Source organism: Pararhizobium sp. IMCC21322 (assembly GCF_030758295.1).
In the GTDB taxonomy this organism is placed as follows: Bacteria; Pseudomonadota; Alphaproteobacteria; order Rhizobiales.
In genome coordinates this window covers 4,120,235-4,141,341 of the sequence record NZ_CP132335.1, presented here as the reverse complement: position 1 = coordinate 4,141,341, position 21,107 = coordinate 4,120,235, and the positions used below count along the sequence as shown (strand labels likewise).

The following is a 21,107-nucleotide window of genomic DNA, read 5'->3' as shown; positions in this document are numbered from 1 at the left end:
CCGCAAATGTGTGACCTGTTTGATTGTCGGTTTGGCCAGCACGCTGGGTGGCGCAATCTGAAATTGGCGCGCAGCTTAGGGTGCGGACCCATTATGGGTGGTGAAATAGTCGGGATCGGTTTGTTTGCAGACCAGGAGCAAAGAAGCAGGAAGTCTGAAGACTTTCAAGTCTTTGCGACGCGGGCTGCGGGCAAACAGGCCCGATCCTTGATGGACAGAAAAATGGCTGCGACCTGCGGCGTCAAAGCGCTTGACCGGGCAGAAAGCCCGCTCTGCGCGCATTTCCTTGCATCTCTTTGCCATTTGTTCTGCTATTTCATCACCCATAAAGGGTCGGCACCCTAGTAGCGCTGCCGATGCCTGTTGAACAAATCAAATTCTGTGTCGCGGCATTTTGTCAAATGAATATCGTGCCTCTTTCCCGATAGGATTCAATGCCCTATATACATTTCAGAAATTACTGAAATTACAATAAGAGCTTACAATGAACCTGTCTCCGATGGTACAATCCTTTGTGCTGCATTTTGGTGAAATGGGCAGTCGATGGGGCATAAGCCGCACGGTTGGCCAGATTTATGCTGTCTTGTTTGCCGCGCCAGATCCGATGAATGCTGACCAGATAGTGGCCGCACTTGGTGTGTCGCGCTCTAATGTGTCCATGGGATTAAAGGAATTGCAGGCTTGGAACCTGGTGCATCTGAAACATCTGCCGGACGACAGGCGGGACTATTTCACGACACCGGAAGATATCTGGGAAATTGTGCGCAATCTGGCGGAAGAGCGCAAAAAGCGTGAAGTGGACCCCACATTGTCGCTGTTGCGTGATGTCATGATGCAGAACCCGACCAGCGATGCGGATATTTATGCGCAGGGCCGGATGAGCGAAATGCACGATCTGATTGAGCAGCTGACCGGCTGGTATGAAGATGTCCAGAAACTGGACACAGAGCGGCTGGTGGCGCTGCTAACGCTGGGCGCAAAGGTTCAAAAGGTACTTGATATGAAAGACCGTTTGACCAGTCTGCCTGGCCGGAAAAACAAGACAAAAACCGATGGTCGAATTGAAGTTGCCGGAAAGGACACAGCATGAGTGCGCTTGATCCGTTTGTTCTGGCCCGCATCCAGTTTGCGGCCAATATTTCGTTCCACATTCTGTTTCCGACGATCACCATCGCATTGGGATGGGTGCTGTTTTATCTGCGTTTGCGTTACAATCGCAGCGGCGACATGAAGTGGATGGATATCTACCATTTCTGGGTCAAGATTTTTGCTCTGTCGTTCGGTATGGGCGTGGTGTCCGGCATCACCATGAGCTTCCAGTTTGGCACCAATTGGCCCGGGTTCATGGAACGCGTGGGTAACATTGCAGGCCCCTTACTGGCCTATGAGGTTTTGACGGCATTCTTTCTGGAAGCTGTTTTTCTGGGCATTATGCTGTTCGGCTTCAATCGGGTATCAGCGCGTGTTCATACGGTTTCGACCTTTCTTGTGACGTTTGGCACTACGGTTTCCGCCTTCTGGATTATTGCGCTGAATTCCTGGATGCACACGCCTCAGGGTTTTGAGATTCGCGACGGCGTGGCCTATGCGACGGACTGGATGGCGATTATCTTCAATCCTTCCTTGCCCTATCGTTTGATACACATGTTGCTGGCATCCGGCCTGACCGTGGCTTTTCTGATTGCCGGTGTGTCGGCGCTGCGGTGGCTGTTTGGCGAGCGAAGGCCTGCGGTAAAGTCTGCATTGCGACTGGGCGTGACGGTTGCTGCTGTCATCATTCCCATTCAGATTTTTGTTGGCGATTTGCACGGGCTCAACACGCTTGAATATCAACCGGCCAAAGTTGCCGCTATGGAAGGCAATTGGGAAACGCAGGGCAATGTGCCTCTGCTGCTGTTTGCCTGGCCAGATGAGGCAGCGCGCGAAAACCATATGGAAATCGGCATTCCATCAGGTGCCAGCCTAATTCTGAAGCACAGTGCGGATGGCGTGGTGCCGGGTCTGAATGACTTTGTCAGCGCGGATGGTGAGATACTGCATCCGCCGGTAAAGCCTGTGTTCTTCGGCTTTCGCATCATGGTTGGTATCGGGATGCTGATGCTGCTTCTGTCCTGGACAAGCGCTTGGCAGATGCGCAAAGGGCGCGACATCGCCAAACCGTTGGCTATTGCTCTGGTTGGGATGACATTCTCGGGCTGGGTTGCCACCCTGGCAGGCTGGTACGTGACCGAAATCGGTCGTCAGCCATGGTTGGTGAGCGGTGTTCTGACAACACGGGAAGCGGTTGGTCCGATTGGCTCCGGCATGGTTGCCTCGTCTCTGGTGGCCTATCTGCTGGTGTACGCACTGCTGCTGACTGCTTACATCGGCGCCATAGTTCATTTGGCGCGCAAGGGCGATGAGGCTGAGAACAAAAGCCAGGTGAGACTTGCCGGCAGTGGACCTTTACCGGCCGTCGATCCCACCATGAAGGCGGAGTAAGATCATGGATATGATTAACTGGGAGCAGGTTTTGCCGGTCATATTTGCCGGGCTGATGGGGCTTTCCATCCTGATTTACGTTGTCCTGGATGGCTACGACCTTGGCGTCGGGGTGCTGACTGCATTTGCCACCCCGGAGGAAAAGGACCGCATGATTGCATCCATCGGACCGTTCTGGGATGCCAATGAAACCTGGTTGGTGCTGGCTGTCGGTCTGTTGCTTGTCGCCTTTCCTGCAGCGCATGGCGTTATTCTGACAACGCTGTATCTGCCCGTGATGATTATGCTGATCGGGTTGATCTTTCGCGGCGTGGCGTTTGAATTCCGGGCCAAGGTGAAGCCCGAGCAAAAGCGCTGGTGGAACCTGTCCTTTTTTGCCGGCTCTCTGATAACGGCGCTTTCACAGGGGTATATGCTGGGCATTTATGTGCTGGGGCTTGATCAATCCTGGCCTTCCATCCTGTTTGCAACGGGTGTTGCAGTCGCACTGTGTGCGACTTACGGGTTTCTGGGCGCTGCGTGGTTGATTTACAAGGCTGAGGACGCCTTGCAGCAAAAGGCCGTAAGCTGGGCCAAACGCACGTTGATTGTCATGGCTCTTGGCATGGGAACCATTTCTCTGGTCACGCCTTTTGCAAGCGACCGCATATTCGACAAATGGTTCTCTGTCCCCGAAATATTGCTGTTGGCACCGCTGCCTCTGGTTGCGGGGGGCTTGTTTGTCGGACTCTGGTTCATGCTGCGCCATATGCCGTTTCCCAAGGACCGGTTTTCCTGGGCACCGCTGGTGATGGGGGCAGGGGCCATGATTACAGGCTTTGCCGGATTGGCTTATTCCTTCTACCCTTATGTGGTGCCCGAACGGCTGACGATTTATGAGGCGGCCAGTGCTACCGAAAGTCTGGGCATCATCCTGGTTGGAACCCTGTTCGTGCTGCCCATTATTCTGGGCTACACAGTGTTTGCCTACACAGTGTTTCGGGGCAAGGCGACTGCGCTATCCTACAAATAATGGCTGGCTGTATTGCCTGGGTTGCCGTGTGACCGCCATCCAGACCATACATTTGATGAATTATATTGGATTCAATAGTTTGAGGAGTAATGCTTCACAGATTGATTCAAGTGTGGAGCTGCGAGTTGGGGCATTTTACCGGGTGACTGTAACGCCATATGCGCCTGGTCACCCGGTTTCGGTCAGGGACGCGATTTAGGTCAGGGAAGCCCTATCCGGGGAAATGATGAATTTGAGTGTCGAATTGATGGTTTGGCGTCTTGCGCGGACAGATTGGCGGGACTAATGTTTCCGCGATTTTTCAACTTGCCAGCAATCTCGGAGCCAAGCTCATGGCCTTTATCGCCGACGCCCTTTCACGTGTTCAACCCTCTGCCACAATCGCTGTCACCACCAAGGCGCGGGAGCTTAGAGCTGCAGGCCGTGATGTTATCGGCCTGGGTGCTGGTGAGCCGGATTTTGATACCCCGGATAACATCAAGCAGGCGGCGATTGATGCGATCAATCGCGGGGAAACCAAATACACCGCGGTAGATGGTATTCCTGAGTTGAAGCAGGCGATTGCCGCAAAGTTCAAGCGCGAAAATGGCATCGACTACGAACCTTCCCAGTGCTTTGTCGCGCCAGGTGGCAAGCCGATTATCTACAATGCAATGGTTGCGACCATCAATCCCGGTGATGAGGTGATTATCCCCGCGCCATATTGGGTCAGCTATCCGGATATTGTTCTTCTGGCTGGCGGAACACCTGTCATTGTGGAGGCTAAAGCTGACACCAATTATAAAATCACAGGCGCGCAACTCGAAGCCGTGATTACACCCAAAACGAAATGGGTCATTTTCAATTCTCCATCAAACCCGACAGGTGCTGCCTATTCGCGCGATGAGTTGAAAGAACTGACAGATGTTCTGGTCAAACACCCGCATGTATGGATTCTGACCGACGATATGTATGAGCATCTGGTCTATGATGATTTTGAGTTTGTTACGCCTGTACAGATAGAGCCGTCTTTGAAAGACCGCACCTTGACCATGAACGGCGTTTCCAAAGCCTATGCGATGACGGGATGGCGTATTGGCTATGCTGCCGGTCCTGCGGAACTGATGGCTGCAATGCGCAAGATACAATCTCAGTCTACCTCCAATCCAACCTCCATTTCACAATGGGCGGCTGTCGAAGCGCTGAATGGTCCGCAGGATTTCATCCCCGAAAGGGCTGAAGTGTTTAAAGGCCGCAGAGACCTTGTCGTGTCCATGCTGAATCAGGCAACTGGCCTGTCGTGCCCGACACCGGAAGGCGCGTTTTATGTTTATCCATCCTGTGCCGGCTGCATTGGCAAAACCAGTGACGGTGGAACGTTGATTGAAACCGATGGCGATTTTGCAACGGCCCTTCTGGAAGAAGAGGGTGTTGCCGTGGTGCATGGAGAAGCGTTTGGTGGCTCGCCAGCGTTCCGAATTTCCTATGCGACCTCGACCGAGGCCCTGACCGAAGCATGTCAGCGCATTCAGCGGTTTTGTGCCGGGTTGCGGTGAGCCTAAAACCACACGAAATCTCGTGCGAGCCGTTTGTAGTTCCTACCGGGATATTTATGGATGTTTTGCCGCTTTCAGAACCGTTGCCGACACCGTGTTGGTCCAAGCGTTGTAAATTGGCTATGCCATAAAAATGTTACATAATTGCCACATTTCTCCGTCGGAATTGCTATAATTTCATATTATTGGACTTCAGCGCGGACGCTAATTCACGAATCATTTACAGATGTGTGGAACTTGTTTCCTCAATCAAGCGTTTAATAGGAATTCCTGCATGTGTATTCGTAAGTTTCTGCTGACCTCAACATGTCTTTTCGGATGCGCAGCTTTTGCGACAGCTTCATTGGCTGCGGACATGTATCTTGAGGGTACACCTGTAGAGCCGACAATTTTACCGGCGGTTTCCGGGATCAATGGAAAATTTGCCCTCAATGGCGGCGTTTTTGATGAAGACGGACTTGGGGCTGTAACAGGCGCGCTGTCTTTGCCGGTTGGGCATGCATTTGGCCTGCAGCTGGATGGTATGGCCGGTGTTCGTGATGGTGATTTTGTTGGCGGTGGTGGTGCTCATCTGTTCTGGCGTGACCCAAGCACAGCGCTTTTGGGTGTTTACGGCTCATACACACATTTCGACAGTGTGGATGGATATGTGGCACGCGTTGGTGTGGAAGGCGAGTATTACTGGGAAAACTGGACCGTTTCTGCGCTTGTCGGCGCAGAATTTGTCGATAACGATTCAGAAGACGACACCGACTTCTTTGTTTTCAGTGACTTGTCTTACTATGCAACCGACAATCTGGAGTTGTCTGTTGGCCATAGATACACCGGTGAGCGTCACGCAGCGGCACTAGGTGTCGAGTTTCAGCTGGATCAAACTATCTTTTCCAGCGGCATGTCTCTGTTCGCTGAAGGACGCTTGGGTGAAGACGACTATCAGGCTGCCTGGGGCGGAATTCGTTTCTACCTTGGTGAAGAGAAGAGCCTGATCCGGCGTCATCGTGAAGATGATCCAGATTTCCTGGGCCTGGAAGATTTGTTCACCATTGACGAAGAATGCGTTCCAGATGCTGACAGGCTGAATGTAAGCGGTGACGGTTTTAATACCTGCACCAAAGAGGATACCAGATTTGGCAAACCGCGCGATTGATTTTGGTTAAAATTGGCCAGCTACTCGTTCGCTAAACCTGTGATATGATGTTGCCGGTTCTGTGATTGAAGTTCTCTGATGATTTGATCGTTCAGTGTAATTTTTGCGTTGATCTGATAACAAACAAGATTTCGCATGGCTTTTAAGTGGTCGGTGAAGCCAGAAAATGCTTTGACTCACTTGGCTTCACATATCTCGGTCATTTGCGGATGAGGATGACTATCAGGGTGCTTGGGGCGGAATTCGTTTCTGGCTTGGTAAAAGATAAAAGCCTGATCCGGCGTCATCGTGAGGATGATCTGGATTTCTTGAGGCCAGAAAATTTGTTCACAATTGATGCGGAATGTGTTCCGAATTCTAAGGGCTTGGCTGGTGACGAACTCGGCGACGGGTTTAATACGCGCGCTAAGCAGCTTATCGGAGATGGAACACCAATAAAATGGGCAGTTAGAATTGTTATTGGAACTATTTATTTAACGCTAGATTACTGCGACCCTCAGAATTAACGTTTGAGAGCGTTTTTTGAATGTGTGTCCACGTTGCTTTTCCATGTCTCGAATTTACCAGCCGAACTTCTTGCGATCTGTTTTACCTCCGTGGCTTTTACCTGAATATCGTCGTGAAGGATTTTTCGCATAATTTGTGTCAGGCCGGATAAATCGACTGGTTGTTCTGCCTTATCAACCACATAAAAGACCTCGATCTGCGTAAGTGTGTGCTGAATGACCTGAAACTGCCTGGCAGATAAGAAGGGTTCGTAATCACTGCGTGTCATGTCGGGTCGCACCTGACTGCCATCACTAAACGTGAACATATTTCGCTCTCGTCCCCATATTCGTTCAATTCTGGGTAATCTGCGTCCGCACGGGCAGGGGATTTCAGCAAGCTTGACGAGATCCCCGTTTGCATAGCGGATCAATGGCATCGCATAATTATAAAATGGCGTAATGATCAGCTCGCTGCGTGTATGGAAATCAGTTGGTTGGCTGTCTGTGGGCTTGGATTCCATCAGCGCAACTTCGCTGAACTGATGATGCCAGTTACCAAGCGGGCAATTCACAGATATAGGGCCGGTTTCAGTACTTCCAAAGCGATCGATTATTCTCACACTGGCATTCTCAGCGATGTGCCGCGTGTCATCTTCCAGGATTTCACCGTGCACAATCATTGTGTGGAACGAGATCTCCAATCCCTGTCGCTGCAATTCTTCGATAATCGCTGCACCATTTTTGGGATATGTGGACAAAATATCCGGTTGTTTTCGATGTACCCATTCAGCTTGTTGAGCGATGGTGTAACCGACCGACAGATTGTATGCACGCGCCTTCGGGTTCACCAGGTTCCAGTTCATTCCCGGCACCCCATCGGGGAAGGGATACTGGTCGGTGTCGTCCAAAATGAAACAGACAGAACTATCAGGGTTTATGCTGTGCCAGTCGAAAATGCGTTGATTGACCGACGAAGCCATAAGGCTCATCAAGCCGCTTGAGCGCACTTTCAATGGCATTCCGGTTGAACCTGATGTGGTTTCAACCGAATGGTCTCCGGCCTGCGTTGGTGTGTTTCTGGCAAACAGGGTGTCGCCTGCTGCTTGTGCCTGCGCTCTTGAAATTGGCTCTATATCGGACCATGCTTCCCATCTGATCGCGTCTTTTGTTCCAAACAGCGGGTTCAGTCTTTTCTCATAGAACGGCACCTGTTCTTTGGCATGGCGAATAAGACGCTCCTGCAATCGTCTCTGGTAAGCCTGCATTTTTGCAGGTAGCAATGTCTCAGTGGTCTTCAAGACCTCGACAAATTTCCGTGCTTTTTGTCGGACTGCGCTGTCTGTCGTCATTGTATCTGCCAATGTTTCAAACCCCTCGAACCCGTTTTGGAAATTGTCGCGCAACTGATCGCACGAGCAAAGTGAAAAAGTATCGCTTCGATATATACCGGTAATATGCCGCCGTCACTGCCGGAAGGTTAACACTTTCTACGTTGTAATTTTGTGACACCGAACTGAAATTAAAGCATTTTTTACAATGGCCCTTGCATCTGAGGCGCTGTGGCTGCACGGTTAACGAAACTCAACAGGTCGATGGATAAATCATGAAAAGTAAACGTCTCTTTCTCGGCTCAACTGCTTTGATCAGCGGCCTGCTCATCTCTACGATGTCATTTTCCGCGGATCTTTATGTGGTCGGCGAACCAACCTTGCCAACGGTTCTGCCAGCTGTTTCTGGAATAAATGGCAAGATTGCCGTGCAGGGTGGGGCTTTTGAAGACGAAGGATTTGGTCTGTTGACCGGTTCGATTTCGGTTCCGCTTGGTACCCGTTTTGGCTTGCAAGCAGACGGCATGGCGGGTGCTCGTGAGGGAGATTTCATCGGCGGCGGCGGTGTTCATCTGTTTTGGCGCGATCCAAGCTATGGTCTGTTAGGTGTCTATGGCTCCTATACACGCCGGGAAGATTTCGACGGGCATGTTGCGCGTCTTGGCGTTGAAGGCGAATATTATTACAATAATTGGACAATACGCTCTGTTCTGGGTGCAGAATCTATTGATGCCGGTAGTGCATTTGTAGAGCCAGACGATGGTTTCTTCGCCTTTACAGATGTGTCCTATTACATTGACGAGAATCTCGAGCTCTCCGTTGGCCACCGCTTTACGGCCGACCGTAATGCACTTGCGCTGGGCGCTGAATATCAACTCAACCAATCTTTGTTCAACAGTGGCGTATCCCTGTTTGCAGAAGGCCGTATTGGTGAAGATGACTATCAGGCTGTCTGGGCAGGCGTTCGCGTCTATCTGGGTGACGACAAGAGCCTGATGCGCCGTCATCGTGAGGATGACCCGGCCCAATGGGGCGATGAAGATTTGTTCGATGTGGAAGCCGAGCCGAGCAACAAAAAAATTGTATGTATTGGCTCTGAGTGTGCTTAGTTAACTCGGGTTCTGACCGCTTCCGGTCGTGATATTTGAAACGAAATCTTCGAATTTACCTCCAGCTGTGCGGCGTATTTCGTCGCACAGTCTGATTGTTATGTTCAAAGACGGGTGTAGCGAGCGTCGAAAGACCTCCTGCAGTGCCTGGTGATCAATCTCACGGTTGTCGAAACTTCTGACCATATGAATGGTGAGATGGTCGATTTCATCCTGCACAACCTGCATTTGCCGGAACGGGTAGATTGCTCTTAAATCTTTCATTTTCATTTCGGGCCATTTTGATGTGCCATCCACGAATGTGAACAAATTACGTCTGCGTCCCGCGACAAATTTCAAAGTCCGTCCCTGGCGTCCACAGGGGCAAGGAGTTTCTGATATAGCGCCGTAGTCTCCCAAAGCATACCGGATGAGTGGCATCGCAAAATTGTAAAAAGAGGTTGTGACAAGGCGCCCTGTCTGGCCATCAGGAACAGGTGTTCCGTGATCGTCGACCACTTCGAGAAACGAGATTTCCTCGTGGATATGGAGCGTACCGTGTTCCGGACAGCTTGCTGCCAGACGTCCGGTTTCGCTTGCCCCATATAGGTTTACGACTGCGCCAGCTATTGTGTCTGCAATCAATTTCCGGGTTTCTTCTTCCAGAACTTCGCCGCTGAGCAGAACCACGTCAAAGCGGGGTGGGAGGCTGTCTTCCTGCTGCGCCGCTTCAATGAGTCCACGTAAATTATTGGGAAATGTAGTCAGATAGGCTGCTTCCGTTCGGTCCAGCCATTTCAATTGCTGCATTGTGGTCGTCTTGAGCGTGTCGAGTTGGAAAAGCTTCCCGTCTGGATTACCACGATACCATTCCCGCCCCGAATAACCCTCGGGGTAGGCGGCTCTATCCTCGTAATCTGTTGTCAGTTGGATCAGACTTTTGCTGCCATCTATCTGATACCATCGAAACAGGCGGTCCAGCACGGCCTGATTTGCAGTTTGCTGCAGCTCGCTGCGGTGGTGAATCAGGGGTGTTCCGGTAGAGCCGGAGGTGTGTTTTGTCTGCGTTGCCCCTGCCTGTTTGGGAACAGAAGCGGCCCTTAATTCTCGTGACTCCTCCTGCGCATGTGAACGCGTTAAAATAGGTATTTCCTGCCATCTGGACAAATCAGGTTCTGGCCCGGATGAAAACAAAGGTGCCAGACGCTGCTTGTTGGCTGGCACTTCTTCGTTTGCGTGGCGCAGGAATCGTTGCAGCCCACGGTCCTGAAGTGCTTTCAATCGCTGCGCCGGAAAGTGCTGGCTTTGATCCAGCAGCTTTACAAATCGATCGTAGCCATCGTCCATAGATTTCCTAAATATTGCTGGAGTTAAAGCGTTGAATTTGGCGGTTACTGCAACGTTGGCTCGCCTGTATGTGACTTGTTGCCAAGTGGCGCGCACGCCTCTTCACTTAACATGGCTGATCCAGGTTTCAAATTTTCCGGAAGCCGAACGCGCAAGTTTGGGCACTTGCGTCAACTCCACTGTAATATCCCAGTGGAGTTTATTCTGCAGCAATGTGGTCAAGCCTTCAAGGTCCGGGGCGTGAGAGGCGTCATCCGCTACATAGCGGACTTCAAGACGGGTTGGAGTGTGCTGAATGACTTGAAACTGTTTTGCCGATAAAAACGGCTCATATTCAGTGCGCATCATGTTCGGCCATATCCGACTGCCGTCACTCAATGTGATCAGATTTCTCTCCCGCCCCAGGATGCGTTCTATCCTTGGCAGTGTGCGGCCACACGGACAGGGAGTTGCGGACAGGTCGACCAGATCGCCATTTTTGTAGCGTATCAATGGCATGGCGTAGTTGTAGAATGGCGTTACGACAAGCTGACCGCGTCCGTGGTTAACGACCTTGCCGTCATCCGGTGATAACGTTTCCATCAAGGCAATTTCGCTGAACTGATGATGCCATGGACCTTGCGTGCATTGAGCCGAAAGCGGGCCGGTTTCCGTGGTGCCAAAACGGTCGATTACTTTTATGCCTGCTTCATTGATTATGTGCCTGGTATCAGGCTCAAGCACCTCGCCGAGGACAAGCATGGTGTGAAACGGAATCGGGATTTGCTGCTGCAAAAAAGTTTCCACGATGGCCTGGCCGTTTCGGGGAAAAGTACATAGCAGACCAGGTTGCCTCCGGATGATCCAATCCACCTGTTGCTCGGCTGAATAGCCAATCGACAAGTTAAAGCCAGGTGCCGTTTGATTAATCAGATTCCAGTCTGCGCCCTCCTTGCCATCAGGATAGGGGTAGTTGCTGTGCGTATCCAAAATGAAGCAGATGCGCTCGTCTGTATTGATGCCGTGCCAATTGAAAAACCGCTGGTTGATAGAAGCGGACATGAGGCTCATCAGGGTGCTGGTACGTGTGCGTAACGGCATGCCTGTAGAGCCGGACGATAATCCGTTGCTATACGATCCTGTCTCTGGCGGTGTGCTGCTGGCGAAAAGGGCCTCGCCAGCTTCCTGAGCCTCAGTTCGTGCAAATGTGGGAATATCTGACCATGCCTCCCAGCGGATGGTGTCATCAGGGCCGAAAAGCGGATCAAGCCGCGTGGCATAAAAGGGAACCTCGGCTTTTGCGTGGCGTATCAGCCGATCCAAAAGGCTTCTTTGATAGGCCTGCATTCTGGCAGCTGAATAGGTCTCTGTCCTTTGCAGAACCTCCACGAAGCGGATTGCATTTTCCAGGGCCGCACCATTTAGCGCCATGAGATGTTTCTTTCATTCACAAAGATATGGAAGTTATTGATAGTCCGGTATGATTTGAGATACCAGACTTCAAGCGTGGGTGGTTTATCTGTGGCTTTTTGGCGACATATTTGGTTTTTCGCACCTCAGAGTTTTTTTTAGGTGATCCAGCATTGAACGAATTTGCATTTTGTGGGCTTTTAAGGTGTATGAAAAAATCAGCAATTGTCAGCATGTGAGGTCGTGACATGACTAATCGTCATTTATTTTTGGCAACAACGGCATTAGTCACTAGTTTTGCGCTGTCCAGCGCAGCACTGGCTGCTGATCTCTATGTGGTTGGTGAGCCGGCATATCCAACTGTTCTGCCGGCGGTCTCTGGGCTGAACGGAAAAATCTCTCTGGAAGGCGGTGCGCTGGATGAGAACGGATTTGGCGCTTTGTCAGGCTCTGTATCAATGCCGCTTGGCCAACGTTTCGGATTTCAGGTTGATGGTTCGGTCGGCGTTCTGGATGAGGAGTTCTTCGGCAGCGCGGCTGGTCATCTGTTCTGGCGCGATCCGGCCTATGGTCTGCTAGGTGTTTACGGCTCCTATACGATTGTTGACGGATTGGATGCCGATCTTGCCCGGCTTGGTTTCGAGGGTGAATATTACTGGAATCAGTTCACCGTCAAAACCGTACTGGGTGCAGAGTTCATCGATATTGATCCACCTGTGAATTATGATGACACCAATTTCTTTGCCTTCACCGATTTGTCCTATTACGCAACAGATGATCTGGAACTGTCAGTGGGCCATCGCTATACGGGCGAAAAACATGCTCTGGCGCTGGGTGTTGAATATCAGTTGAACCAGCAGATACTGTCCAGCGGCGTTGCGCTTTTCGCGGAAGGCCGTATTGGCGAGGATGAATATCAGGGTGCCTGGGCAGGGGTGCGGATGTATCTGGGTGACAACAAGTCTCTCATCCGCCGTCACCGCGAGGATGATCCAACCGACTGGTCGGAAGACAATTTGTTTGGAATTGTCAATGCAAATGGCAATGGAGCCTGTGTACCAAACGCGGGTGAACTGGCAGGCGAAGGACCGATTTCGGATTCATCTGACGGGTTTAATACCTGTACTGGCGAGAGTTTCTCAATATTCTAATAATCCTTGTCGGTTTGTCATAAAAAGCGTTTTGCTGATTGGAATTGAATGAAGGCTCGCACAATAAGTGCGAGCCTTTTTGCGTGTCAGGTTGGATAGGGCCGATATGCTGCTTCCTGTCCTGTGTCAGTGAGTGTCCCAATGAGGATGATTTCTGCCTGTCGCATTTGCATTGATATAAATGCGCAAATTGGAACGCTGATTGAAATCGATGGATACTTGCGACTTCGCGTCTGGAAGAAGTGTGCATTTCGACCGTGTATGGCGAATAAGACGTTCCTGCAATCGCCTCTCGTAAAGTTGCATTTTTACTGCAGGCAGCGTCTCCGTACTCTTCAGAACTTCAACGAATTCCGTCGCTTTTTGCCGGACAGGTCATCTATTGTCATGGGAATTCTCCAGTGCTGGATTCCGTCAAATCCTGTGCCGCAGTATATCGCGCAATTGCGTCCTTGAGAAAAAGGGGCAAATAAAAATTTCTCTGTGTCGTTGGCGCGGAATTCAGTGAGGCAGTTGCTAGATTTTTTGAAGTTAATGACGTTCTCTTCGTAATTTATAATTAAGCCAGTTACGTAGATGATGGTGTGTGAAGAATTTCTGGAACTGCGCTGGAATTTCGTCGTGCGACTAGGGTGCGGACCCATTATGGGTGGTGAAATAGTCGGGATCGGTTTGTTTGCAGACCAGGAGCAAAGAAGCAGGAAGTCTGAAGACTTTCAAGTCTTTGCGACGCGGGCTGCGGGCAAACAGGCCCGATCCTTGATGGACAGAAAAATGGCTGCGATCTGCGGCGTCAAAGCGCTTGACCGGGCAGAAAGCCCGCTCTGCGCGCATTTCCTTGCATCTCTTTGCCATTTGTTCTGCCATTTCGTCACCCATAAAGAGTCCGCACCCTAAGTTCAAAGTTCATGATTCTGCAATAATTGGTCGAAAAATGGCTAATTTACGGCTAAATTGTGGCCGAATTTGTGTCTTTTTGGTTACGGCTGAGCGCATTCTGAACGTGACCTGCCGCATTTCGCACTTACTGCCAAAAAGCTACTAGTCGACTCGGGATCTGCGGTTCATTGTGACGCAACGAATTATCGTAAGGACTGATCCATGTTGAATCGTAATTTCTTTTTTGTGACGACTGCGTTGGTTAGCAGTTGTGTTCTGTCTGGCGCGGCCTTCGGCGCTGATCTATATGTTGTTGGCGAACCAACCCTGCCGACAGTTCTGCCAGCCGTGTCTGGAATAAACGGCAAGATCGCCGTGCAGGGTGGCGCTTTTGAAGACGAAGGGTTTGGTCTTTTGACCGGGTCGGTTTCGGTTCCGCTTGGAACCCGTTTCGGGCTGCAGGCAGATGGCATGGCGGGCGCTCGTGAGGGTGATTTCGTCGGCGGCGGCGGTGCTCATCTGTTTTGGCGCGATCCAAGCTATGGTCTGTTAGGTGTCTATGGCTCCTATACACGCCGGGAAGATTTCGACGGGCATGTCGCGCGTCTTGGCGTTGAAGGCGAATATTACTACAATAATTGGACGATACGCACTGTTCTGGGTGCAGAATCTATTGATGCTGGTAGTGCATTTGTAGAGCCAGACGATGGGTTCTTCGCCTTTACAGATGTGTCCTATTACATTGACGAGAATCTCGAGCTCTCCGTTGGTCACCGCTTTACAGCCGACCGTAATGCACTTGCACTGGGCGCTGAATATCAACTCGATCAATCTCTATTCAATAATGGCGTGTCCCTGTTTGCTGAGGGCCGTATTGGTGAAGATGACTATAGTGCGGTCTGGGCAGGCGTTCGCGTCTATTTTGGCGATGACAAGAGCCTGATGCGTCGTCATCGTGAGGATGACCCGGTTGGCTGGGGTGACGAAGATTTGTTTGATGTGGCAGCTTGCGATCGCGACAGCAAAAGCTGTGGCTCTGAGGGTATTGACTAACTCAGACCCTGATCGCTTTGGGTTCTGATATTTGAGATAAAGTCTTCAAATTTACCGCTGGCTGTGCGACCTATTTCGTCGCACAGCCTTATTGTTATGTTCAAAGACGGGTGCAGCGAGCGTCGAAAGACATCCTGCAACGCTGTGTGATCAAGCACGCTGCCATCGGTACTTTTGACCATATAAACGGTCAGATGATCTATTTTATCCTGAACCACCTGCATTTGCCGGAACGAGTAGATTGTCCTTAATTCTCGTAGTTTCATATCAGGCCATTTTGACGTGCCGTCAACAAATCTGAACAGATTACGTTGACGTCCAGCGACGAATTTTAATGTTCGTCCCTGGCGTCCGCAGGGGCATGGGGTCGCTGATACGGCACCGTAGTCTCCAAGGGCGTAGCGGATGAGTGGCATTGCAAAATTGTAGAATGAGGTTGTGACAAGACGCCCTGTCTGACCGTCAGGCACGGGCTTGCCTTGCTCGTCGACCACTTCCAGAAACGAAATTTCCTCGTGAATATGAAGCGTACCATGTTCCGGACAGCTTGCTGCCAGACGCCCGGATTCACTCGCTCCAAATAGGTTTATGATAGCGCTACCTGTGGTCTCAGCAATCAGTTTCCGGGTGTCGTCTTCCAGAACTTCGCCGCTGAGCAGAACCACATCAAAGCGGGGTATTGGAACATTTGCTTCCTGCGCCGCCTCAATCAATCCACGAGCATTGTTGGGGAATGTGTTCAAATAGGCCGCTTCCTTTTGAGCGAGCCATTTCAATTGCTGCATGGTGGTCGTCTTGAGCGTGTCGAGATGAAAATAATCGCCCTGTGGCTGGCCACGAAACCATTCATGGCCTGCATACCCATCGGGATAAGAAGCTCTGTCGTGGTAGTCAGTTGTCAGTTGGGCCAGACTTTTGCTGCCATCCATCTGATACCATTGAAACAGGCGGTCCAGCACGGCCTGATTTGCAGTTTGCTGGAGTTTGCTGCGATAGTGAATCAGAGGTGTTCCGGTGGAGCCGGAGGTGTGTTTTGTCTGCGTTGCGCCTGCCTGTTCGGGAACAGAAGCTGCCTTAAGTTCCTCTGATTCTTCTTGCGCTTGTGAGCGCGTCAAAACGGGTATTTCCTGCCATCTGGACAAGTCAGGTTCAGGCCCGGATGAAAACAATGGTGCCAGACGCCGTTTGTAGGCTGGCACTTCTTCGTATGCATGGCGCAGGAATCGTCGTAGCCCGCGCTCTTGAAGTGCTTTCAATCGCGGTGCCGGAAAGTGCTGGCTTTGTTCCAGCAGTTTTACAAATCGATCGTAGCCGTCGTCCATAGATTTCCTAAATTTTGCCGGAGTTTGACCCCTGAGTTTGGGCGATTACTGAAACGCTGATTGGCTTGAGGGAACTTGTTGCCAAATCGGGAGCAGATCTCTTCACTTAACATGGCTGATCCACGTTTCAAATTTTCCGGATGGGGCACGTGGCAGTTCTGACAATGGCGTCAGGTCGACGGTAATGTCGGGATGCAGCGCTTTTTGGATCATCAATGTCAGGCCCGCAACATCTACAGCTCGTGACGGATCTTCGACCACAAATCGCATTTCCAGGCGGGTGGGTGTGTGCTGGATCATCTGAAACTGCTTGAGTGATACATAGGGATCATATTCCGACCGCATGATGTTGGGCCATATGCGGCTGCCATCACTTAAGGTGAGCATGTTGCGTGAGCGCCCTAGAATGCGCTCGATCCGTGGCAGTGTTCTGCCGCAAGGGCAGGGCTCGGAAGAGCGATCCAGCAAATCTCCGTTTTTGTAGCGGATCAGGGGCATGGCGTAGTTGTAGAAGGGTGTGACCACAAGTTCGCCGCGTCCAGAACTGATGTCACTGCCGTCGCCAGGTGCGATGGTCTCCATGAGGCAGACTTCACTGTACTGATGGTGCCAGGGTCCATGCGAACACTGGCCCGAAATTGGACCGGTTTCAGTGGTGCCAAAATGATTGATCAGCCGTATGCCTGCCTGTTCAATCAGCTCAATGGTTTCCACTTCCAAAACCTCGCCGAGGACCATGATTGTGTGAAAGGGAATGGATTGGTTCTGGCTTAAGAAGAGTTCTACGATTGCCTGTGCGTTTTTGGGATTGGTGTAAAGCATATCCGGCTGTTTACGACTGAGCCAATCGACCTGCTGTTCAATGGTATAACCAGCCGACAAATTGTAAGCGGGCGCTTGCGGATTGATCAAATTCCAGCTGTCACCTTCGCGGCCTTCCGGGTAAGGGAACTTTTTCTTCTCATCCAGAATGAAACCTATTGTGTCATCAGCATTGATGTTGTGCCAGTTGAACAGTCGCTGGTTTATGGACGCGCTCATTAAATTCATGAGCCCACTGGAACGGGTCCGCAGTGGCATTCCAGTGGAGCCGGACGTTGTGTCCTCGCCGTAGCCGCCTGTTTTTGAAGGGGTTGTTTTGGCGAAAAGTTCCGCGCCCACATCCTGCGCCTCCGTCCTGGTAAAGGTTGGAATGTCTTTCCATGCTTCCCAGACAATGTTGTCATCAGAATCAAAGAGCGGATCAAGGCGGGTGTCGTAGAATGGAACCTCGGCTCTGGCGTGCCTCACCAGTCGTTCCAGAAGGCCACGCTGATATGATTGCATCCGGTCTGCAGTATAGCTTTGTGTTTTCTGCAGAGCCTCGGTAAACCGCCTTGCATTCTGTAGTAGTTCACCGTCCCAAGCCATTGCCTGACTCTCCACTCAAACCGTCGGAACACATAATCCAGGCCCCGTTGTTACAGCATTTATTTGTACATGTTCATTGATATCCAGATAGGTAACACAATGGTCAATCGAGGATCTTCAGTTTTCTTATTATCAAACCAGAAGAAAATCGTGACAATTTGTCCGATCAGGTGTCTTTTGACATAATTAAGAAGGGTTTAGAGAGTGTTCTTTGGGCCACACTAGCTGATATTCCCAACAAAAAAATCCAAAGCGTTTCCCCCCGCAAGATATCTTTGTTAAATATAAGCCTTACTTTGCCTCGGGAGTCATACGTGTCAAATCGCAAGTTTTTTCTAACGACCACAGCGCTGATCAGCGGCTTGGGTCTATCCACTGCTTCATTCGCCGCAGATCTTTATGTTGAGGGCGCACCAGCAATTCCAACCGTATTGCCTGCTGTATCAGGGGTGAACGGCAAGATTTCTGTCGAAGGCGGTCTGTTCGACGAAGAAGGATTCGGCGCTTTGTCCGGCTCTATCTCACTGCCGCTTGGCCAAAGTTTTGGCGTTCAGATTGATGGCTCGGTTGGCACCCTTGACGAAGAATTCTTTGGCAGTGCCGGTGGCCACTTGTTCTGGCGTGATCCTGCCTATGGCCTGCTCGGCATTTATGGATCGTTCACGGCTATTGACGGTATCGATGGCGAGGTTTCTCGTATTGGTGTTGAAGGCGAATATTACTGGAATCAGATTACTCTGAAAGGCGTGGTCGGCGCTGAATTCATAGATGTAGATGCTCCTGCCAATTATGACGAAACCAATTTTTTCGCTTTTTCCGACCTGTCCTATTACGCAATGGATGATCTGGAATTGTCTGTCGGGCATCGTTACACAGGTGAAAAACATGCGCTGGCCCTGGGTGTTGAATATCAGTTGAACCAGCAGGTCTTTTCAAGCGGCGTGTCCCTGTTTGCTGAAGGTCGTATCGGCGAAGACAACTATCAGGGTGCATGGGCCGGTGTGCGGATGTATCTGGGGGATAATAAATCCTTGATCCGCCGTCATCGTGAAGATGATCCGACGGATTGGGCGGAAGATAATCTGTTCGGAATCGTGAATAGCTCCGACTCCGCGTGCGTACCAACCTTATCGGAAGTTGGTGACGGAGAGTTCCTGAATTCCTGTACTGGAGAATCAGAGTTTTTGATAATCGACGACAACTAAGATAGCCAAGCTAGTTAGTTGACCGGGACCCATTCACCGAATGAGCTCTGATCTGACCGTGAAATTGGTCGAATTGCTTGTGATTTGATGGAATATTGCAGGGTAGCTTCGTGGGCCTTCCGGGTTTGTAAGGGCCATGCCATGCCGGACTGTGTTGCAACGACCGCCTTGGCTGGCGGTTCACTTTTATCTGACACTGCGCTGGCCGCTGACCTCTATGTCACCGGGGAGCCTACACTTCCAACTGTTTTGCCCGCCGTATCTGGTCTGAATGGCAAAACCTCTCTTAAGAGCGGTGCTCTCTAAGAACAACAAAGCCGACAGGGCAACGCTTCAGACCGTCATTGGATTGATCTGTTGGTATCCTTGACGACGATTTCATCGGTGGCGTTGCTGATCCCACACTCGGTGTAAAAGTCGTGGGACGCCATATTCCCAAGTCACTGAGATGATTTTATCGATGTGTTGGTGGGTGTGTCCAGACCCCAATCGGTCCCAATTGGACTGATGCCCTACGGATCATGTCGTCAAATGGTTCAGGAAACAAGCGATGTCCACTCTTCATACTTGCCAGATGCTGCTCGTGCAATCTCTGGAACTTCCACGACCTCAATTTGTACAGTGGGGTGCAGTCGGCTGCGCAGGAATGACTGCAGTCCTCCGATATTTATATCCACGTGGGAGCTTTGATCCCGGACAAACCGGATTTCAATGTTCGTTGTCGTCTTCTGTATCGCCTGGACTTGTCTTGATGGCAGAAAGCCGGAATATTCATGCTTGAGCATAAAGGGCCATGATCGACTGCCATCACTGTAAGTAAAGACATGTCTTTCCCGCCCCAATATTTTCATGATCGAGGGCAGGGTGCGGCCACATGGACATGGGGTCTGTGAAATTTCTACCAAATCCTGGTTTTCGTAGCGGATCAGCGGCATGGCATAATTGTAGAATGGCGTCAGGACAAGCCGACCGCGCCCTTCGGCTACCAAAGAATGTCCGCTGACATCAAGAACCTCCATTAGGTTTGCTTCGCAGAACTGGTGATGGCGGTTTTCGGTCGGGCATTGTCCCGCAATTGCACCGAGTTCTGACGCTCCATAACGATCCACGAGCTTGAGATTGTGTGTGCCGCAAAGATAAGACTTCGCCTCTTCGTTAAACACTTCACCCTGCCCAATGAATGTATGAATGGACAAAATTTCTTTGCGCTGTGTGGCCAATTCGTATATTGCAACGGCAATAGATGGATAGGTGATAAGAATATCAGGTTTCGTGCTTAGCAACCATTCCAATTGATTTGCAATTGGCTCGGTGACAGACAATTGGCAGGCTGGCGCTTCAGGGTTGGCAACGTTCCACTGCCGACCGATTTGTCCTTTTGGATATGGAAATCTGTTTTGCGTGTCTACGATGAGTGCCGCTTTTCCGGACAGATCAATTTCATGCCACTCAAATATGCGCTGGGAGGCGGCGACATTCATCAAACTGGCTGTCGCGGAAACATGGAATAGCAACGGAGCGCCGGTGGATCCTGAGGTCTGATGTTCAGCGTAACCTCCCACATGTTCCGGCAGAAAATTAGCAAACAGGGCATCACCTGCGTCTTGTGCATCCGCACGTGTAAATGTCGGTATATCGTCCCAGGCTTCCCAGCGCATTGAATCATCCTGAGCGAAAAGCGGGTTGAGGCGGCGGGCATAGAATGGAACCTCTTGCCTGGCATGACGCAATAAGGGTTCAAGCAGTTTGCGCTGATAGGCCTGCATTCTATCAGGCGGATAATATTGCGTCCGATACAGCGCTTTTGTCATTTTTTTGGCAATATCGAGTGATTGTGGGTTCAAGTCGACAGACCCCTGCGTTCGTTTGACATGTGCTCTACCCCCGGAGTTTGCCTACATTTTGTCCACTGTCTTTTGGGGTTGCACCCATTATTAATCCGTTTCCAGCACGGCTGGCCTTGTTTCGGTAGGTTTCAAGCATTGTTGGACCCAGTGCAACTCGTCACCAAACGGTACCAGGTGGCGCAATATATGCCCCCCTCACCAACAGTTGATTGTTTACCAGCATTTTGCACCAATTCTACGGGCACAAAAGCAGCAATTCCAGTGATACAACATTCCTCATGAGCCGTCATCGTGAAGATGATCCGGCGGATTGGGAAGAAGACAATGTGTATGGCGCGCCAAACAGTCCTGATACGAAGACGCTACCAAAGGTGAGCCCTGCTTATCCAATTAAAAAAATCCAAAACAACTTTGCTTAAACCAAT

Annotated in this window: 17 protein-coding genes; 10 read left to right on the top strand and 7 right to left on the bottom strand. The window is 50.8% G+C overall.

Annotated elements, in window-relative coordinates; translation table 11 throughout:
• Nucleotides 1–6 precede the first annotated feature (6 nt).
• From RAL91_RS19555 to RAL91_RS19530, 6 genes are all read left to right on the top strand, one after another.
• The gene (locus RAL91_RS19555; protein ID WP_306257930.1) at nt 7–345 is read left to right on the top strand and encodes a hypothetical protein; all 339 of its coding nucleotides are present in this window, start codon (nt 7–9) and stop codon (nt 343–345) included.
• A gap of 139 nt (nt 346–484) precedes the next feature.
• The gene (locus RAL91_RS19550; RefSeq protein ID WP_306257929.1) at nt 485–1,090 is read left to right on the top strand and encodes a GbsR/MarR family transcriptional regulator; all 606 of its coding nucleotides are present in this window, start codon (nt 485–487) and stop codon (nt 1,088–1,090) included.
• Nucleotides 1,087–2,481: a cytochrome ubiquinol oxidase subunit I gene (locus RAL91_RS19545; RefSeq protein ID WP_306257928.1), complete on the top strand. Its 1,395-nt coding sequence runs from the start codon at nt 1,087–1,089 to the stop codon at nt 2,479–2,481. The genes RAL91_RS19550 and RAL91_RS19545 overlap by 4 nt, the downstream gene beginning before the upstream one ends.
• Before the next feature lie 4 nt (nt 2,482–2,485).
• Nucleotides 2,486–3,493 (top strand): cytochrome d ubiquinol oxidase subunit II, encoded by a 1,008-nt coding sequence (locus RAL91_RS19540; protein WP_306257927.1) that lies wholly within the window; start codon nt 2,486–2,488, stop codon nt 3,491–3,493.
• Nucleotides 3,494–3,825: 332 nt separating this feature from the next.
• The gene (locus RAL91_RS19535) at nt 3,826–5,028 is read left to right on the top strand and encodes a pyridoxal phosphate-dependent aminotransferase (RefSeq protein WP_306257926.1); all 1,203 of its coding nucleotides are present in this window, start codon (nt 3,826–3,828) and stop codon (nt 5,026–5,028) included.
• A gap of 274 nt (nt 5,029–5,302) precedes the next feature.
• The gene (locus RAL91_RS19530; RefSeq protein ID WP_306257925.1) at nt 5,303–6,175 is read left to right on the top strand and encodes a hypothetical protein; all 873 of its coding nucleotides are present in this window, start codon (nt 5,303–5,305) and stop codon (nt 6,173–6,175) included.
• A gap of 502 nt (nt 6,176–6,677) precedes the next feature.
• Here RAL91_RS19530 and RAL91_RS19525 read toward each other — a convergent pair.
• Nucleotides 6,678–8,012, bottom strand: coding sequence for a hypothetical protein (locus tag RAL91_RS19525; RefSeq protein WP_306257924.1), 1,335 nt, complete (start codon nt 8,010–8,012; stop codon nt 6,678–6,680).
• Between the two features lie 254 nt (nt 8,013–8,266).
• Here RAL91_RS19525 and RAL91_RS19520 point away from each other — a divergent pair, with 254 nt between their 5' ends.
• Nucleotides 8,267–9,100, top strand: a complete 834-nt coding sequence (locus RAL91_RS19520) for a hypothetical protein (protein WP_306257923.1) — start codon at nt 8,267–8,269, stop codon at nt 9,098–9,100.
• On the opposite strand, the gene RAL91_RS19515 is transcribed toward RAL91_RS19520, so the two are convergent.
• Together RAL91_RS19515 and RAL91_RS19510 are read right to left on the bottom strand one after the other, a co-directional pair.
• Nucleotides 9,101–10,426 carry a phenylacetate--CoA ligase family protein gene (locus RAL91_RS19515; protein ID WP_306257922.1) on the bottom strand — a complete coding sequence of 442 codons (1,326 nt, stop codon included), beginning with the start codon at nt 10,424–10,426 and terminating at the stop codon, nt 9,101–9,103. It abuts the gene before it with no gap.
• Between the two features lie 102 nt (nt 10,427–10,528).
• Nucleotides 10,529–11,836: a phenylacetate--CoA ligase family protein gene (locus tag RAL91_RS19510; protein ID WP_306257921.1), complete on the bottom strand. Its 1,308-nt coding sequence runs from the start codon at nt 11,834–11,836 to the stop codon at nt 10,529–10,531.
• A 227-nt stretch (nt 11,837–12,063) separates the two neighbouring features.
• Between RAL91_RS19510 and RAL91_RS19505 the strand changes: the two genes are divergently transcribed.
• Nucleotides 12,064–12,966, top strand: coding sequence for a hypothetical protein (locus RAL91_RS19505; RefSeq protein ID WP_306257920.1), 903 nt, complete (start codon nt 12,064–12,066; stop codon nt 12,964–12,966).
• A gap of 627 nt (nt 12,967–13,593) precedes the next feature.
• On the opposite strand, the gene RAL91_RS19500 is transcribed toward RAL91_RS19505, so the two are convergent.
• Nucleotides 13,594–13,821 carry a hypothetical protein gene (locus tag RAL91_RS19500; RefSeq protein WP_306257919.1) on the bottom strand — a complete coding sequence of 76 codons (228 nt, stop codon included), beginning with the start codon at nt 13,819–13,821 and terminating at the stop codon, nt 13,594–13,596.
• A gap of 246 nt (nt 13,822–14,067) precedes the next feature.
• Here RAL91_RS19500 and RAL91_RS19495 point away from each other — a divergent pair, with 246 nt between their 5' ends.
• The gene (locus tag RAL91_RS19495) at nt 14,068–14,898 is read left to right on the top strand and encodes a hypothetical protein (protein WP_306257918.1); all 831 of its coding nucleotides are present in this window, start codon (nt 14,068–14,070) and stop codon (nt 14,896–14,898) included.
• On the opposite strand, the gene RAL91_RS19490 is transcribed toward RAL91_RS19495, so the two are convergent.
• Nucleotides 14,895–16,220, bottom strand: a complete 1,326-nt coding sequence (locus tag RAL91_RS19490; RefSeq protein ID WP_306257917.1) for a phenylacetate--CoA ligase family protein — start codon at nt 16,218–16,220, stop codon at nt 14,895–14,897. The genes RAL91_RS19495 and RAL91_RS19490 overlap by 4 nt on opposite strands.
• Nucleotides 16,221–16,322: 102 nt before the next feature.
• Nucleotides 16,323–17,630 carry a phenylacetate--CoA ligase family protein gene (locus tag RAL91_RS19485; RefSeq protein WP_306257916.1) on the bottom strand — a complete coding sequence of 436 codons (1,308 nt, stop codon included), beginning with the start codon at nt 17,628–17,630 and terminating at the stop codon, nt 16,323–16,325.
• Between the two features lie 314 nt (nt 17,631–17,944).
• Between RAL91_RS19485 and RAL91_RS19480 the strand changes: the two genes are divergently transcribed.
• Complete coding sequence (locus RAL91_RS19480; protein WP_306257915.1) at nt 17,945–18,835, top strand: hypothetical protein; 891 nt, start codon at nt 17,945–17,947, stop codon at nt 18,833–18,835.
• Nucleotides 18,836–19,371: 536 nt separating this feature from the next.
• Here RAL91_RS19480 and RAL91_RS19475 read toward each other — a convergent pair.
• The gene (locus RAL91_RS19475) at nt 19,372–20,679 is read right to left on the bottom strand and encodes a phenylacetate--CoA ligase family protein (protein ID WP_306257914.1); all 1,308 of its coding nucleotides are present in this window, start codon (nt 20,677–20,679) and stop codon (nt 19,372–19,374) included.
• Between the last annotated feature and the right edge of the window lie 428 nt (nt 20,680–21,107).

Excerpts from the sequence above, each read along its gene's own strand:
- RAL91_RS19545 (WP_306257928.1), top strand. The coding sequence starts at position 1,087 with ATGAGTGCGCTTGATCCGTTTGTTCTGGCCCGCATCCAGTTTGCGGCC.
- RAL91_RS19520 (WP_306257923.1), top strand. The coding sequence starts at position 8,267 with ATGAAAAGTAAACGTCTCTTTCTCGGCTCAACTGCTTTGATCAGCGGC.
- RAL91_RS19550 (WP_306257929.1), top strand. The coding sequence starts at position 485 with ATGAACCTGTCTCCGATGGTACAATCCTTTGTGCTGCATTTTGGTGAA.
- RAL91_RS19490 (WP_306257917.1), bottom strand. The coding sequence starts at position 16,220 with ATGGACGACGGCTACGATCGATTTGTAAAACTGCTGGAACAAAGCCAG.
- RAL91_RS19555 (WP_306257930.1), top strand. The coding sequence starts at position 7 with ATGTGTGACCTGTTTGATTGTCGGTTTGGCCAGCACGCTGGGTGGCGC.
- RAL91_RS19530 (WP_306257925.1), top strand. The coding sequence starts at position 5,303 with ATGTGTATTCGTAAGTTTCTGCTGACCTCAACATGTCTTTTCGGATGC.
- RAL91_RS19500 (WP_306257919.1), bottom strand. The coding sequence starts at position 13,821 with ATGGCAAAGAGATGCAAGGAAATGCGCGCAGAGCGGGCTTTCTGCCCG.
- RAL91_RS19515 (WP_306257922.1), bottom strand. The coding sequence starts at position 10,426 with ATGGACGATGGCTACGATCGATTTGTAAAGCTGCTGGATCAAAGCCAG.
- RAL91_RS19505 (WP_306257920.1), top strand. The coding sequence starts at position 12,064 with ATGACTAATCGTCATTTATTTTTGGCAACAACGGCATTAGTCACTAGT.
- RAL91_RS19540 (WP_306257927.1), top strand. The coding sequence starts at position 2,486 with ATGGATATGATTAACTGGGAGCAGGTTTTGCCGGTCATATTTGCCGGG.
- RAL91_RS19535 (WP_306257926.1), top strand. The coding sequence starts at position 3,826 with ATGGCCTTTATCGCCGACGCCCTTTCACGTGTTCAACCCTCTGCCACA.
- RAL91_RS19510 (WP_306257921.1), bottom strand. The coding sequence starts at position 11,836 with ATGGCGCTAAATGGTGCGGCCCTGGAAAATGCAATCCGCTTCGTGGAG.
- RAL91_RS19525 (WP_306257924.1), bottom strand. The coding sequence starts at position 8,012 with ATGACGACAGACAGCGCAGTCCGACAAAAAGCACGGAAATTTGTCGAG.
- RAL91_RS19495 (WP_306257918.1), top strand. The coding sequence starts at position 14,068 with ATGTTGAATCGTAATTTCTTTTTTGTGACGACTGCGTTGGTTAGCAGT.
- RAL91_RS19485 (WP_306257916.1), bottom strand. The coding sequence starts at position 17,630 with ATGGCTTGGGACGGTGAACTACTACAGAATGCAAGGCGGTTTACCGAG.